At 43.3% G+C, this 14735-nt stretch carries 12 protein-coding genes and 2 pseudogenes; 3 read left to right on the plus strand and 11 right to left on the minus strand.

Annotated elements, in window-relative coordinates:
- The 5 genes and pseudogenes from LDN30_RS15785 to LDN30_RS15805 all read right to left on the minus strand — a co-directional run.
- Positions 1 to 1272 (minus strand): glycosyltransferase family protein, encoded by a 1272-nt coding sequence (locus LDN30_RS15785; RefSeq protein ID WP_223927184.1) that lies wholly within the window; start codon positions 1270 to 1272, stop codon positions 1 to 3.
- Complete coding sequence (locus LDN30_RS15790) at positions 1256 to 1696, minus strand: GtrA family protein (protein ID WP_223927185.1); 441 nt, start codon at positions 1694 to 1696, stop codon at positions 1256 to 1258. The genes LDN30_RS15785 and LDN30_RS15790 overlap by 17 nt, the downstream gene beginning before the upstream one ends.
- Positions 1693 to 2640: a glycosyltransferase family 2 protein gene (locus LDN30_RS15795; RefSeq protein ID WP_223927186.1), complete on the minus strand. Its 948-nt coding sequence runs from the start codon at positions 2638 to 2640 to the stop codon at positions 1693 to 1695. Before LDN30_RS15795 ends, LDN30_RS15790 begins: the two co-directional genes overlap by 4 nt.
- A gap of 11 nt (positions 2641 to 2651) precedes the next feature.
- Positions 2652 to 2906 carry a hypothetical protein gene (locus tag LDN30_RS15800; RefSeq protein ID WP_223927187.1) on the minus strand — a complete coding sequence of 85 codons (255 nt, stop codon included), beginning with the start codon at positions 2904 to 2906 and terminating at the stop codon, positions 2652 to 2654.
- A 757-nt stretch (positions 2907 to 3663) separates the two neighbouring features.
- Positions 3664 to 3930 (minus strand): annotated as a pseudogene (locus tag LDN30_RS15805) (RNA-binding domain-containing protein); the annotation flags it as partial.
- A 230-nt stretch (positions 3931 to 4160) separates the two neighbouring features.
- Between LDN30_RS15805 and LDN30_RS15810 the strand changes: the two are divergent.
- Together LDN30_RS15810 and LDN30_RS15815 are read left to right on the plus strand one after the other, a co-directional pair.
- Positions 4161 to 4346 carry a DUF3791 domain-containing protein gene (locus LDN30_RS15810; protein WP_306432757.1) on the plus strand — a complete coding sequence of 62 codons (186 nt, stop codon included), beginning with the start codon at positions 4161 to 4163 and terminating at the stop codon, positions 4344 to 4346.
- A gap of 376 nt (positions 4347 to 4722) precedes the next feature.
- Positions 4723 to 6690 (plus strand): IS1634 family transposase, encoded by a 1968-nt coding sequence (locus LDN30_RS15815; protein ID WP_223927189.1) that lies wholly within the window; start codon positions 4723 to 4725, stop codon positions 6688 to 6690.
- 842 nt (positions 6691 to 7532) lie between these two features.
- Here LDN30_RS15815 and LDN30_RS15820 read toward each other — a convergent pair.
- Positions 7533 to 8609 (minus strand): IS110 family RNA-guided transposase, encoded by a 1077-nt coding sequence (locus tag LDN30_RS15820; protein WP_223926469.1) that lies wholly within the window; start codon positions 8607 to 8609, stop codon positions 7533 to 7535.
- Between the two features lie 810 nt (positions 8610 to 9419).
- Between LDN30_RS15820 and LDN30_RS16600 the strand changes: the two are divergent.
- Positions 9420 to 9936, plus strand: a pseudogene (locus LDN30_RS16600) (hypothetical protein).
- A 754-nt stretch (positions 9937 to 10690) separates the two neighbouring features.
- Here the strand turns inward: LDN30_RS16600 and LDN30_RS15835 are convergent.
- The 5 genes from LDN30_RS15835 to LDN30_RS15855 form a co-directional block, all read right to left on the minus strand.
- Entirely contained in the window at positions 10691 to 12142 is a 1452-nt protein-coding gene (locus LDN30_RS15835; protein WP_223927193.1) for an AAA family ATPase, read from the minus strand.
- A gap of 203 nt (positions 12143 to 12345) precedes the next feature.
- Entirely contained in the window at positions 12346 to 12516 is a 171-nt protein-coding gene (locus tag LDN30_RS15840; protein ID WP_223927194.1) for a hypothetical protein, read from the minus strand.
- A gap of 108 nt (positions 12517 to 12624) precedes the next feature.
- Complete coding sequence (locus LDN30_RS15845; protein ID WP_223925205.1) at positions 12625 to 13677, minus strand: transposase; 1053 nt, start codon at positions 13675 to 13677, stop codon at positions 12625 to 12627.
- On the minus strand, positions 13655 to 14095 hold the full coding sequence (locus LDN30_RS15850) for an ISAon1 family transposase N-terminal region protein (RefSeq protein WP_223925203.1): 441 nt from the start codon (positions 14093 to 14095) through the stop codon (positions 13655 to 13657). The genes LDN30_RS15845 and LDN30_RS15850 overlap by 23 nt, the downstream gene beginning before the upstream one ends.
- A 441-nt stretch (positions 14096 to 14536) precedes the next feature.
- The gene (locus LDN30_RS15855; RefSeq protein WP_223929345.1) at positions 14537 to 14686 is read right to left on the minus strand and encodes a hypothetical protein; all 150 of its coding nucleotides are present in this window, start codon (positions 14684 to 14686) and stop codon (positions 14537 to 14539) included.
- Positions 14687 to 14735: the final 49 nt, after the last annotated feature.

Raw genomic sequence — 14735 nt, forward strand, 5'->3', positions numbered from 1 at the left:
TTATTTGTTCCCTTTCTCAAGTCTATTTGAAATATAGTATGCTACCCATATACATAAGATAAACATGTAAGGATAGTGATACCGATGCTCCATTGGGAACAAGCAAGTACCACCTATGCCAAGTAATAGAATCAAGAGCATTATTCCTTTCCCAGAAAGGATTTCTTTTCTATACTTCACGATGCTTATTAGGAAAAGTACACAGACCACATAATAAACAATGCTGTAGCACATTCGAATTGCTTGGCACACTATCATACGTGTCTTGCTGCCAGAAGCAATGGCGTATGTTGGATTATCTAAATGGTCAGGTAGAAAATTAGGCACAGACCAAACGTCCTTGTTCCACATTATGAAGACTCTTTCTCCACACAAAACCAAATATCTAAAAGGATGTTCTTTTATCCATGACACAGCCATACTCATCCAAATTGAATCGCGCTCAGCAAACGTATATTTGGAGCTTAAATATGGATGTCCTATTCCATCAGACTTGTAAAATATGGAATGTTCTGGTAGTGGTGTGGCTTTATCATAGGCCGTCATTAGCAAATTATATCCTCCAGTTGTAGAACTGACTATTGGCGTTCCAAGCCTTTGTTGGTTTATTTCGCCCAAAGCAATTAAGGGTATTGCAAAACAAGCTATTGTTATGAGAGAATTGCGAAGCCATTTTCTCTTTACATAAATATAATAGACGATTGAAGCAACCAAGAACGCTAAAACTAAAGGCCTTACGGTATATGCAACTGCATATAATATACCGGCAGAAATCAATGGTATTGGCTTCGCTTTTAAACTTATGACAAAACCAGTAAGAGCAAGGAATAAATATAAAATCTCACTGCCCAGTACTACTGGGGCAAAGATATTTGCCAATATAATTGCATAACACACACCGGCTATATATCCTACAGTCTTATTAAAGAATTTCTCTCCTAGGTAAACTGTCTCAAGCAATATAGCGATGTTCATTATAATGTTAAGGAAGAGAAATATTCGTACATCTCCAAAAACGGCATATATAGGAATTAGGAAATTCACTAGACCTGGGGCTTGGACATAAACATCATGCAGATTGTTAATAGATGGATAGAATGTACCTTCGTTGTAACATTGAATGGCATGTCTTGTGTAGCCTAAAGCATCTGGTCCCATTTCATTATTATAGCAACCTATAACACAAGCAAGTTGAACAATTCCCCATACAACTACGAATATAGGGAACCATCTAGTTGATCTTTTTCTTAATATATTACTGTTCTTTTCCATTATTATTGATATTATCTCCTTTAAATGCCCAAAGTTTCTGTCCGAAATAATTCAGTATTACAAACAATACTGCTCCTACTGCCATAGCGATGTTGTCTTTTAAGGTAGTGCTATATGAATCTAAAAGTGCTCCGATTAACGGCTTTGCCAATCCATATGCGACCAAATAACAAGCAATTATATTTATAGTGAATTTCACAGCAGATTTTCTATAGCTACCTTTATAACGAAACGTAAATTTGCGATTTAGAAAATAGCTAAGGATACTCGCTAGTATATAATTTAGCGCTGATGAAATCCAATAGCTTAACCCTATTGCATTATAGCAGACAAACATTATTGTCGTTCCGACGATAGTGTTTATTATGCCTACTATAACAAAACGGCTAAATGTTAATCCTAATAAATCTTTGATAGACCTCATTTCAGCTTGTCTTTATTTCCACAATGATATTCTTGTACCAAATACACGGGTCTGTGTTTACTTTCATTGAAGACTTTTCCCAAATATTCACCAAGCACTCCTATAGAGAACAATTGTATTCCGCCAAGGAAAACTATGACGCAAATCAATGTAGGGAAACCTGCCACAGGATCTCCCCATATACTAACTTTTATTAGCGTCCATATTAAATAGCACATTGCAGCAAACCCTATAAGAATACCAGAATAAGTAGCCCATCTAAGTGGAGCTGTTGTAAATGAAGTAAGACCTTCAATCGCCAATCCCGCCAACTGAAAGAAGTTCCAATGCGTAGATCCATATTGTCGATCTTGTCTGTCGAATAAGATTTCTTTCTTCCTATAACCAATCCAAGAGAACAAGCCCTTAGTATAACGTTCACGTTCCCTTAGATGTCTTAGAGCCTCTATACAGCGGTGATCAAGAAGGCGAAAATCACCAACATTCTTAAGAACATCAAAACGTGTACTCTTATCTAAAAGCCAATAGAAGAGAAGAGATAGTTTTCTTCTCAGCCAGCTCTCTTTCCCTCTGTCTCTTCTTTTAGCATAGACATCATCATACCCTTCTTCCCAATATTTTAGCATATCAGGGATTAACGATGGAGGATCTTGCAGGTCTGCATCCATAAGAACCATACAGTCTCCCTTTACATAATCGAATCCTGCAAGCATGGCATTTTCTTTGCCAAAGTTCCTTGAAAGGCTTACAAAACTAATTCTGTCATCCTTATCAGCTAAATCCCTAATAATGGACAAAGTTTTGTCACGACTTCCATCATCGATGAATAATATTTCCCAATGATATTGCGACAAAGGGGCAATAATCTCCGTAACACTTTCGTAAAAGTGTGGCAGAGACTCTTGCTCGTTAAAACAAGGAACTACAATAGATACTAAATTCATCGCTATAAAGTTTATTGCCGATCTCTAACTTTATCAAATCCGAATTCAACTCTTTTTATCTCACCGTTTTTAGTCGATTCTGTCTTTATAGGACCTCCATTCCATTCTGCGTGCCATCCTTTCTCCATTGTTTCAGAAAGAGATTTGCAGGATTCCTTAATAATAGTTTCTTCTGTCTGTCTTTGAGAAAGATCATCGACTTGTGCACTTACAATACCTTTGTTTCTTTTCTCATCAGAATTGACATTAATAGATTTAATGTTCATTATTATTTCTTTATGACAAAGCACCTCCCTTGCTTGTCGGTCAAAATATAAAAGTTTAGGTATATACACGAAAAAAGCGTGGGAGTTCAATCTGTTACTCGTCCCACACTCAGAGGCTTCTGGCATCGCCTAATCCCGTTGAACGAGTAACTCTGAAGCCCACGCCTGTATGTATATCACACCTTAGAGCATACCTTATAAAAATAAGGTACACAGCTAAGGCTTGGTGAATACACACCTATGGGCATTCATCGTTACTTCGATCTTGACGGGATTGAAATCTGCCAGAATTTCTGAGTGTCAAGAACAAAGCGTCAGATAAACGCCTTAATCATATATATGCTCCCCACTGTCAAACGGTCTCTCTTAGACTGCCCTTCCCCACCTGGATGGCTTCTGCATTGCGGACGGCCACGAGGGCCACACCCTGCATCAGCCGATAGGATTTCGGACGTGGTTCACAAGGGCAAATTTACAAAGAAATATTGAAAAAACTAAAAAATTAGCAAGAAATTTTTAATATTGTAGAGAAAAAGATGTTTTTCCTAACTTTATGCATGGAATCGGTATACATGCGCATGTGCACGGTCAAGAGTACTAATACTATTACTCACAGACTCATATTATAAAAAATGTGCGTCCGTAAGTTTTACGTTTTACGACGTAAACAAAAAGTGCGAGTTATCTTAATCGGCTGTTGGAAGTCCACACTGTACTCATTGTGGGTTAAGCCAAAAAAGGTTTGAAAAATCTGCATAACAAAGAATATTCGTTGTTGGAGGGTGTAGTCATGATGGGCAATGGCATTATGCATCACCTCGCGGATAGTATACTCGTCATACTGCATCATGGTATCGGGAAAGAGCGTGCCGCCGGGCAACTCTCGCATGGTCATATTCGTATCTTAGCCAGTACCTTATCGACAGTCAATATAAAAGGTATCCGTGAAGTAGTCATAGTCTATAACATTTCTGTCCTTGTCCTCCAAACTCCATGTTATCTGAGCCACGGCAGGATAGATCTTCTGTTGACCGCACTGTGGTCATAGGATGACCGCAGCCTGGTCATAGGATGACCGCAGCCTGGTCATAGGATGACCACAGCTTGGTCATTCTACGATTATCTGTTGGTAAAATTTTGGTCCTTTTTATTTATAGCAAGTTTTATAACTAAAATTTGACTTTCTGATTAAAATAATGTAATTTTGCAACGAGAAGAAAATATGTGACTATGAACAAAATAAGGTACATTAATATGTGTATTGTTGAGTTCGCTAAGAAGTTCAAGATGTCGACCAAGATTGCATTCAACTATCTAAAGCGATATAAGGGCTTGGATTTCTTAGACAAGTGCTATGAGGCTGAACACCAGATGTCACTGTCAGATTCTCTAAACGACCTTATTGTTGTTTGTAAGCGAAATGGAGGGACGCTTGGATGATACTATAATTAATAGTGATGTTGAAGAAATGGTAAAATATCTTCAGGATGATTACCATCTCTCTACAATTGATGCTTTTGACAAGATATACAATTCTACTATATATCAAAAGTTGTTGAACACCCAAACGGGACTCTACTTAGAGAGCCCCGCCTATATATACAGTTACTTAACCCACATTGCAGCAGACCATCGACTCACCCCTGCTATTATGTGTAAATTTTCTTAAATTCAGACATACGGCACATGGAAAAGGCCTGTTTATGTGCTATTTTTTGCCATTTTGATTAAATATTCTTAATAAGTCAGGTTGAGGCAGTGTCTGTGTGGACCCACCGGTCTTGCAGGATTCAAAGTATTTTACGACCTTTGCGGCATGTATCTCAAGTACGTCAGACGAGAAAAGCATGTCGGCGGTAAGGTCCTCACACAGAAGTACTACCGCCTGACCGAGTCCTACCGCGACAGCAACGGCAAGACCCGGCAGCACATGTTGCTCGCCCTGGGCTATCTGCCTGAGCTTCCTACATTTGAGCAGCGCGACATGTACATGAGATGCCTCAATGCACTGGTTCTCCGTGGTGAATATATAATATGTGATGATAAAAACGTGTCCTCGAAAGTCAATGAAACCTACAATGAATTGAAGTCAAGAGGACTGATCAACAATATTATCAGCAACAGCCGTGATGTGACCAAGGCAGAGAAGGCCCGTGAGGAACATGAGCGCAAGTGCGGCTACGTCACAACGGAAAGTTTCTTCGGACAAAAGCTTACCAATGCGCGCTCGGTCGGAATGGAGAATGTATGTCTTTCCATACTGAAGAAGCTGGGACTTGAAAAGTGTCTGATTGACAACGGCCTCAGCCGCGATGAGGCCATGGTGGCTTTGGTACAGATTGCGGCTCGGGTTATCTTCCCATGTTCTGAATACCGCACGGCCAAGTATTTACGCAGTGAATCCTCCCTTTGCGAGATGGCCGGCGTCAACAGTGAGAAAATCACCAAGGATACCCTCTACGGCAGTGCCCGCAAGCTTTACGGCATACACAAGGAGATTGAGGACTTCCTGCATGACCGTGTCGTTACCATGTTCGACATCCATGAAAAGATATACCTCCTGGATCTGAGCAACACGTATTTTGAGGGCCGTTATACACTGTCTGACCTTTTGGCCCGCGGCCGCAGCAAGGAGAAGCGCACTGACTGCAAGCAGGTCGTATTCGGGGCAGTGGTAAACACCGACGGACTGCTTGTGCGTACGGACATCTTCGAAGGCAACGCTGCCGACTACAAATGCATGCAACCAATGATTGACGCACTCAAGGATGGTACTGACAAAGAGAATCTTATCATTGTGATGGATGCCGGGATGTCAGGTGTTGAGAACATCAAATGGCTGAAGGACAACCATTATAAATACATTACCGTCATGCGCGGCGACAGCGCCTGCACCCCTCTGTCCGAGCGTGTCGTTACGGTGAAAGACGAGAAAAAGCAGGATATAAAGCTCCGCCTTGTCAAACTTGACCGTAAGCCCGCCGTAAATGCCAAGACTGGAGACAAGGACGATTATACAGGCGACACATTCCTCCAGGTTGACAGCTATGCCAAGGCCCTGAAAGAGAAGAGTATGGCTGACCGGACCGATGCGCTCTTCGTTGAGGGGCTGAAAGCCATAGACGCAGGACTCCATAAGGCAGGAGGCACCAAGAAACGGGACAGAGTCATCGAACGTCTCGGGCGTTTGGAACAGAAAACCGGCACGGCACATCTCAACTACGACATCCACTTTGAATATGACGAGCACGACACAACCACGGCAATAACCTGGAAACGCAAGACCGAACGGGTGGAGAAGCAAAACAGCTTTCATGGAAAATACATCGTGCGTACGAATATCACAGAGAAAGACGAGGAAACTATTTGGAACTATTATAATGTAATCCGTACAGTCGAGACCGTTTTCAGAGTCCTTAAAAACGATCTGGACATCAGACCTGTATACCACAAAAGCGATGAAGGCATCAAGGCCCATCTTCATCTGGCCATCCTCGCCTATTGGGTCGTATCCACTGCAAGATACATGTTGCGCAAGGGAGGCATCAAGTCGGAATGGTGGTCGCTACGACCTGTCATGAACAAGCAGATAGTAGCCACCAGCACAGCCAGTCTGAGCAACGGAGAAAAGATTGCAGTAAGAAAATGCAGCGAGCCGGAAGATGATTTACTACAGATATACGACACGCTCAAGGTGGATCATATTCCGATAAAGGCAAGAAAATTTGTGTGGACCCAAAAAGCGGATATCAAAAAAAACGAGTCCTGGGAATCAGGTGGTTAGCTGAAATATAGCTGCAATGTGGGTTAATCATCAGTAACCCCAGACTAAGGGAGCACAGCGACCGCAGTCTGGGGTTAACGTGGGCAAAAGAAATTCATTACCAGCCTCGAAGAGGTTGAATAGCGGAACGCGCAGAATTACCACTGCAATATGGTTTTGCGCACTACGTGCTATTGTGCCTCTTCGAGGCACTGAATGTATATCCTTCGGATTACATATTCCCCGGACTGCACTCGCTATCGCTCGCTTAGTCCGGGGTTATTGAAGATTCAGCCCCGTCGGGGCTGGCCGTAGCTGAAGGATAATTCCTTTATGGCAGTAGGGCGTGTATAAACCTCACAATGTTGGGAATACAATACAACTTACTGATAATTAATGTATTGCACAAAAAAACACATGCATGGGCGGGGTTTATCCACGTCCTCGCAGCTGCGTTATATTTGTTTTATATCTTGTCCGCTGCTGGTAGGACGGGGATAAACCCCGCCCCTTCTATGTTGCAAACCAAACAATTGACTTTTATTTATTTTTCTTTAACTCTGATTATCAGCATTTTAGCATTTGTTGTACTTTCGTATAGGGACACGAAGCCTTGGATAGTGACTTCTGTCCTATCAAGAGAACGCCCAAAGAACGGTTGTCATCAGGCGTAAGATTCATTAAAAAATCCCATCAAACCAACTTCTATCAGTGATACCCATTCGGGTTCACGGTTTACTGCTCAATTAATGACAGGAAAAGCGCCACAAACTACGAGAAAAGTGCAGTCATTAGCTCACCAAGGGGCGGGTAGCAGTCGCTTATATCGAAAGTGTTTTCTAGGATTTCCTTTATGATGTAACCTATTGGCATTCCTTGTAATCTTCGCCGTACTTGAACACGTGCCATAACCTGGTGGCAAGTTTTCTGGCTACGCGTATTACGGCCTGGTTCTTCTTCATGCGCTGACAGTACTTGCCGAAAGCTGAGGCCATTTCCCGGTCATAGCGTATGGTGGTCCATGTACTTTCAACGATCATTCTTCTTATCTTTTGGTTTCCACGGGGCGTTATCTCGCCAGCATTCTCGTTCTCGCCAGAATCATCCATGGTAGGAACGAGTCCGAGATAGCTTATGAATCTCCTCAATCCCGTAAAACGGTCTGGCGTAACGGCTTCCGTAAGGATAGTCATCGCCGTTATCATCCCTATGCCGGGAATAGCTATAAGGCGGTTGTAGGCCTCGGCGTAGGCCTCGCTCTTCGTCAGGATCCTTATCTCCCTGTTGGCCCGGAGAAGCAGCTTTCTATAGTACTCAAGCTCTTCAATCATCATATCAAGGGCAATCCTTTTGCCTGATAGAAGAGTGACTTCCTCCCTAAGCCATTTGATGAAGGCCCGTGTCCAGTGGGAGCGATAAGCGGCGAACGGTTCCGGGTATGAGACGCCGTTGGTATACAGCAGGTGTTTTATGCGGCACTTGACACGGCAGATGTCCTTCATTATCGTCTGTCTGGTCCGCATCAGTTCCCTGTCTCCGAGCTTATCCTTAGGCGGAAGGTAAACGGCTTTCAATTCGCCATTGCTTAACGAACGTGCGAGCTTGGCAGAATCCACCGCGTCCGTCTTCGACAGCCGTTCCTTCTGCGATGTCGGCACATCGGCGGCGTGAGTTATGATGCAGTCAACGCCAAGATCACGAAGCTCGTAGCAGCTTGAGTAACCGCTGAATCCTGACTCGTAGACAGCGTGGTAAATACCTCCTGGGTAATTCTTCTTCAAGTGCTCGAAGAGTGCCTTCGGACTCGCCGGCTGCGTGAAAGTCTTCTTGTAATTGCTGTCTTTCAGCAAAATGGTTACCGACCAAGTCTTTAAATGTACGTCAATTCCTACGTAAATGTTTTGTCCTTTGAAGGAAATTTTGTTACTTTGCAATTTCATAGGGTGATACCGTTTTAATTATTGTTATTTTTTATTTATCTCTGCAAAGATACGATAATTATTCGGTTAGCCCTACTTTTTTTTGCAGAATTAACGTCTCAGAATGTGAAGTCTCAAGGAAAAGAAGTAATCTCAAAACCATGAAAAACACAGAAGCCGAAGCAGCATGTTCTGATGCACGTGAGGGCGTTAGCCGATGCAAACATAGTAACTACGGCGGCTGAGTGCTGCAAACACCTAAGTATCAATGGTTTGTACAGGAACATCAAGGTCTACAAATATTGTAAGTTAATCCGCAGTGGCCGTCGGTCTGCATATCGCGTACGCGATAATGATCCACTTGCAGGGGAGGCAGGCAGGGTAAGGGATCTCCGGTCAATCGTCTGGCCGAATCTCTCCTGTATTTCGGAGACCAGTACCGCAGCCCCCGCCCTCCCCTGCAACCTACCATTGCGCATTCGTGTTGATTTCGTATGGCAAGTATTCACGTAGGCGCTGAGGAATACAATAATAAAAAAATAGAAGAAAATGTTCGCACGGATTTCATGGATTACACGGATTTATTGAACAAAATTTATCTGTGGCAATCTGTGAAATCGGTGTGAATTATTCAAAGGGAGTTTTTATTCGCAAGGATTTAACCGATTACACGGATTTATTGGACCCTTAATTCCGCAACTAATTGCGTAATTCTTTATTAATATTTTTTATAAGTCTCTGAGGAACAATAAGTTCCCCAGAGTTTTGCCATTTGCAGAATTTTCGCTAACTTTATGGTGTCAAAACAAAAATAGTTCAATTCTAAATGACATGGCAAAAGTAGCAATAAAATATGATAACATAGTCCCCTACGGCGGAATTTTTTATGCTATGAACGAATTTAAACGCGCAGGACTGGACAAACTGGTAGACGGGCGGCTTAATCTCCGCTGCGAGAACTATGGCTACCAGTACAGCGATATTATGCTTGCGCTATTCTGCATATATCTATGCGGAGGTGACCACATAGAGGATATTACAACCATATTGAACAAGTATCTGAGCACTGCCCCCGATGCGAGGATACCAAGTTCTGACACCATCGCCCGTGAGCAGAATGTTCCTTCTCTTTACCGCCATACTGAAGAATTTCTATCAGTACTTGTTGTCAAAGGTTAGCGCAATCTTTCCCGGTATAGACATGAAAAGTCGCCTTAAGCGCTTTGTCTTTGCCTTCATTGTCGTTCCGGCTAAATGGGTCCGTGTCGCCAGGCAATGGACTCTGAATATCTACACTAAGGACAGATGGTTGCACTACTGGACCATTTTCAACGCCAGCTACGGATGAGCCAAACGTTTTGGAGGAATTACAATTTAATATCCATAATGGGGGCAAGGGGGCTTTATGCGCTCATATCAGTTAGTATATGGCAAAAAGCCAGTTTGAATAAGAGAAATTGCATTCTGGGCGGTTTTGACCGCAATGACCTGAGACTATTAGTAGGGTTGCGGAATTGAGGGGAATAGAAAAACGGGATGCAACCCACATGGATTACATCCCGTTTATTATGTTATTTTGTTACTCTGTCTTAAAACATACTTTGTCTTAAAACATTACTCTGTCATTACTTGACCTTCTCGAAAAGCTTTGATAAGTAAGCAAATACATCTGCGTCTGCATGTTGCTAATGTGTTGCAAATTCTGAAATAAGCATCCGTGTGGCTGACACAAGCCCAAATGAGCGAACTCTTCCAAACAGATACCATCTCGCGATGGACACCCTTGTCTCTCTGGCTGGACAGTTCCCACTATTAGGGTCTGTTAGGGACTTACACCCGTTAGCCGGTATACATGCCAGTCGAACCAAAAATCCCACGTAACCACAAAGGTTGCGTGGGATTTTTTATCTTATAAGTCTTTACCTAACTCACTCAACTTACTTCCCTCCTCGAATGTAATTTTCCATTGATTATCAGCGGCTTATCAAAAAACATGTCGCAATAATGATCATAATTTTCGTTAAATACCACCTATTATAGATAAACATCAATAAGGATTTGGAGACGATGACATCCGCCTTAACAAACGATAGCATCATCTGTCAATCAACAAAGAGATCATCGCCTTTGATTTCTCTTGGAATGCGCCGCGAATACATGTTGTCATAAAGTCCTTGCGAGGTTATGAATACAGGGACTACGCTCTTACGTGTTCTGGTAATTTTTTTGAATATCCGCATCCGACGCTCTATAAGATTGAAATAGCTTTTGTCAATCTCAAATTCAGTCAGACTGTATTTCATTTCACATGCGTTGACGGTATTGTCGGAGCGGTCAATAAGCAGGTCAATCTGTGTGCCATGCTTTAAATCCTCATCAGCATCTTTTGGCAATGACTTCGGAGGACGGTAGCTCCAAGAACAGATTGTGTTTATACTACCGTCAATCCCAAGAGCATGGACAATCTGCTCTACATGATTTAGACAGACAATCTCAAAGGCATAGCCACACCAGCTGCGGTACTCTTCAGTCGACTGCATTTTCAGCCAATAGTCTCTCATAAATCCTTTACGACCCTCCATGAATTTGAAATAGAATAAGGAAAAAGGATCTATCAGCTGATATACGGTTTCTTTCTTCGTCTTGCCGAATGGCTGATAGCTGCGGATAAAGTCACACTCCTCTAACTCTAAGAGTTTTGAGGTGAAGTTGCCATTGTTTACAGACTTGGTCTCCGCAAGAAGTTCAAGGCGTGTCATTCCCTTGCTCTTCTTTGCCAAGGCCGTAACAATTTCTATGTACGAATCGGCTTTCTTGAACAGAGCCTTGTAAAGCCTGTCAAATTCATTGGACAGTTCACCACCCCTTGTAAAGCATAATCGGTCTATGTTTTGTGCTACGCTCTGACTCTTTTCAAACAGAGACAAATAGTACGCCACTCCGCCGACAGCCATATAGCACTCTATGATTTCCGGCCGCTCATATCTGAAGCCCTGCGAGTGGAAATACTGCTCCGTTTCTGAGAGAGTGAACGGAGCCAGGGCTATCTCATGTGTTACCCTGTTGTGCAGGCCTCCCCGGGAGTTTATCAGATTGTCGAGCATCCATGTAGTGGCACTGCCACAGCCTATCAGCTTAATATCATTGCGGTAGGATGCCCAGTCATTCCAGAAATGCTCCAACTCACGGAGAAAGTTAGACCCCTGCGTATCTATCCACGGCAACTCGTCGAGAAAGAGTATCTTCGGGCCGTCCGGCAGACCATCGACATATCTTTCCAATAAGCGGAAAGCTTCACTCCAATCTTCAGCCTTTGTGTCAGAAGGGGTGAAGTTCTGTAGAGAGCTGCAGAAGTTGGCAAGTTGTTCCTGTGTTGTGGCACCCTCTATGCCTGTCATCCTGAAGGACATTTGCCCTTCAAATAGTTCTCTCACCAGAAATGTCTTGCCGACACGCCTGCGGCCGTAAATTGCAATGAATTCAGATCTGCTGTCCGAGACATACTTCTGCAGTCTTTTTATTTCTTCTTTTCTTCCGATTATTTTTTCTATCATATTATTGTGCTTTTGGCGCAAAGTTAGCAAAAAACTAAGATTGCGCCAAAATTTATCTTATGTTTTTGGCGCAATCTGCCATTTTTTAGCAGATTGCGCCAAGAATAAACAGAAAGTTGATGTAACTTACGCATATATAAATGCCTGTCTTGCCAAAATAGATAACTAAACTCAACTAGTCTTATAATATAATTGAGTCAAAATCATATCGAAAACTTAGATTTTGGACGAGTTTCAGCATCAAACTCACGATATACTTTTAAGCTGTCTTCATAATCCTTACGCTCTTTTGGAGTATAATGTGCTATTTCTGCCTGTTCGAACAAGCGGTTAGCAGACATTTCACATAGTTCCCGAAGACTGTTATCGTTCATGACTTTTTAGCTTTGAGTTTATAGTTGTAAATATACAATTTCTTTTTTGAATAACACCGAATAATTTTGGCGCAGGGGGATTTTTCCGTGGATGCCCCCTGCACTCGCCTAACCAAATATCGTGAAACAGCGGAACATGAAGAAGGGAAGGTCACTGACCCCATGCACCTGAGCACGCAGTCCCTTAATCTTTGAGTTGAGCGACTCGGCTGGCGCATTCGTTGACCTGTTGTTGAAGAAGTTTAGCACATACTCCTCTTTGGCCTTGATGGTGTCACGTACTGATATGATTTCCCGAATGCGGGTTCTTCCGACATTCTTGTACCACTTATGGAGCGCTTTCTTTGCACTCTTCCTGTCCTTTTTCTTGCTGAAGATGTTGCGCAGGGCGCAGAGCAGACCGTATGCAGCCTTCATCTTTGGCTCAATCTCAAAGAGCAGGCGCATTTCCTCCTTCTGGAAGTCAGTCCAGTCATTGTGGTTTTTCGTCAGCGGGTATCTTACGTGCGTCAGCAAGTCGGCTTTGGTCTCTCCATTGCTGAGTTTCTTCGGCTCAAACTTTTCATTCTTCCGCTTGCGCGGCCTGCCGAGGCGTTTGCCGTTCTTGCTCTTCTTGACCTCATGGGTCTCGGCGTACCTGTCCCTTGCCTTGGCCCGCTTCTCTTGCTGCTTTCTGAACTCCCGCTCCTCTCTCTTGACCTCGGTCGTGTTGGTGCGCTTGAGCTTCATGCGCATCGCATCAAGTCCCCTGGTCGTATAAAGCTGGATGACATGGAAATGGTCTATAACTATCTCTGCCTGTGGGAAGGACTTCTTGACAATGCCCATCATGCTGTCGGAGAAGTCCATCGACACCTCCTTGACTTTATTTCGGCTCTCTTCTTGTATCTCGTCAAAATGCTTCGTCACGTCAGCAACGGTCGTGCCCTTGACTGCAGCTATGAGTGTTCCCTTCTTGCAGTGTCCGTCCCTGTTGGAGAGGAACGTGATCAGGTCATGGTGAAGCATCGTCTCGTCTATGCACAGTCGCTCGCCCATGTTCTTCTCTTGAAGCACCCACTCACCGGCATGCTCCTTCTGGTCCCAGTCCGTAAAGCCACTCAGATGCTCCTTGTAGGCACGCCCGAGGTACTTCCCGTCAGTCCGGAAGAAGCGCCCCACGCATTGGGCCGTCACTGGGAAGGCATCCAACCATTTTTTTTAAGAAATCCGCAAACTCTACAGAGTAGCAGGTTCCCTCTGCCACAAGAGGCAGGGTTTCAAGGACGACGTTGTGACCGTCTCCGTCCAACCAACGACGGCGACGGACATGCAGCAGAACTTTATGCTCGCGTTGTGGGAAGTCATTGAACAAGCGAGGCTCCGTGAAACCGTTGGGCTGAAGGTCATGCCAGACCTTGTCACGCAGGTCGCGCTCGTCAAGGTAGATGTGAAGAATACGGATGACGGTGCCTGTTTCGTCCTTCTCGTTAGTAACTTCTTCGTCGATCTTAGTGATCTCGAAGTAATCAAGGATGCCATCGGGCAGCATGTAACGGACTAATGTTGAGTAGTCGAATGTCGATAGTTTCTTTGCCATGCTGCAAAGGTAACATAGTTTCCCGACATCAGCAACGCTGTTTCACTATATTTTAGTTAGGCGAGTGCAGGGACATCCACGGAAAAATCCCCCTGCGCCATAATTTTTGTTTTTATTCGTGACGACTTTTGGATAACCCATTTTCACCATCGCGAGTTCCTTACTAAAGGCTTTAAAAAGATTAAATCCGAATAGCTTTCGAGAAGTCGAAGTTAGTAATAACTTTATTAGTAACAAAGTTATTACTAACTCTCCGATTATTCAAAATAGTCATTCTATGAAACAGAAAGAATTCCGAATGAACCAAGGGCTCTTTCATTTAACTCGGCATAGAAGACAATATGTCACAATGTAATCCATTTAAATGAATGTGGCGGCAGGCATAAACGCCCGAAGGCGGTTTTTCAACCGCCAAGCTCTTAATACCTTCTGTCATAATTTTTATACTTTTGAAGAGGGGGTTTGGTGTATTTGTGAGATTAATGCACTATATGCCCCCTCTTCTTTTTGCGCTACAAAGGTACAAAATAATTCACTAATAACCAAATAATTACGCACTTTTATCATCTCGTATGGAACTTTTTCTTCCATAGAAGGGATTAAGAGTCTGGCGGTTGAAAAACCGCATTTGCTGATCCGA

It is taken from the genome of Prevotella lacticifex, assembly GCF_019973375.1.
Taxonomy (GTDB): Bacteria; Bacteroidota; Bacteroidia; order Bacteroidales; family Bacteroidaceae; genus Prevotella; species Prevotella lacticifex.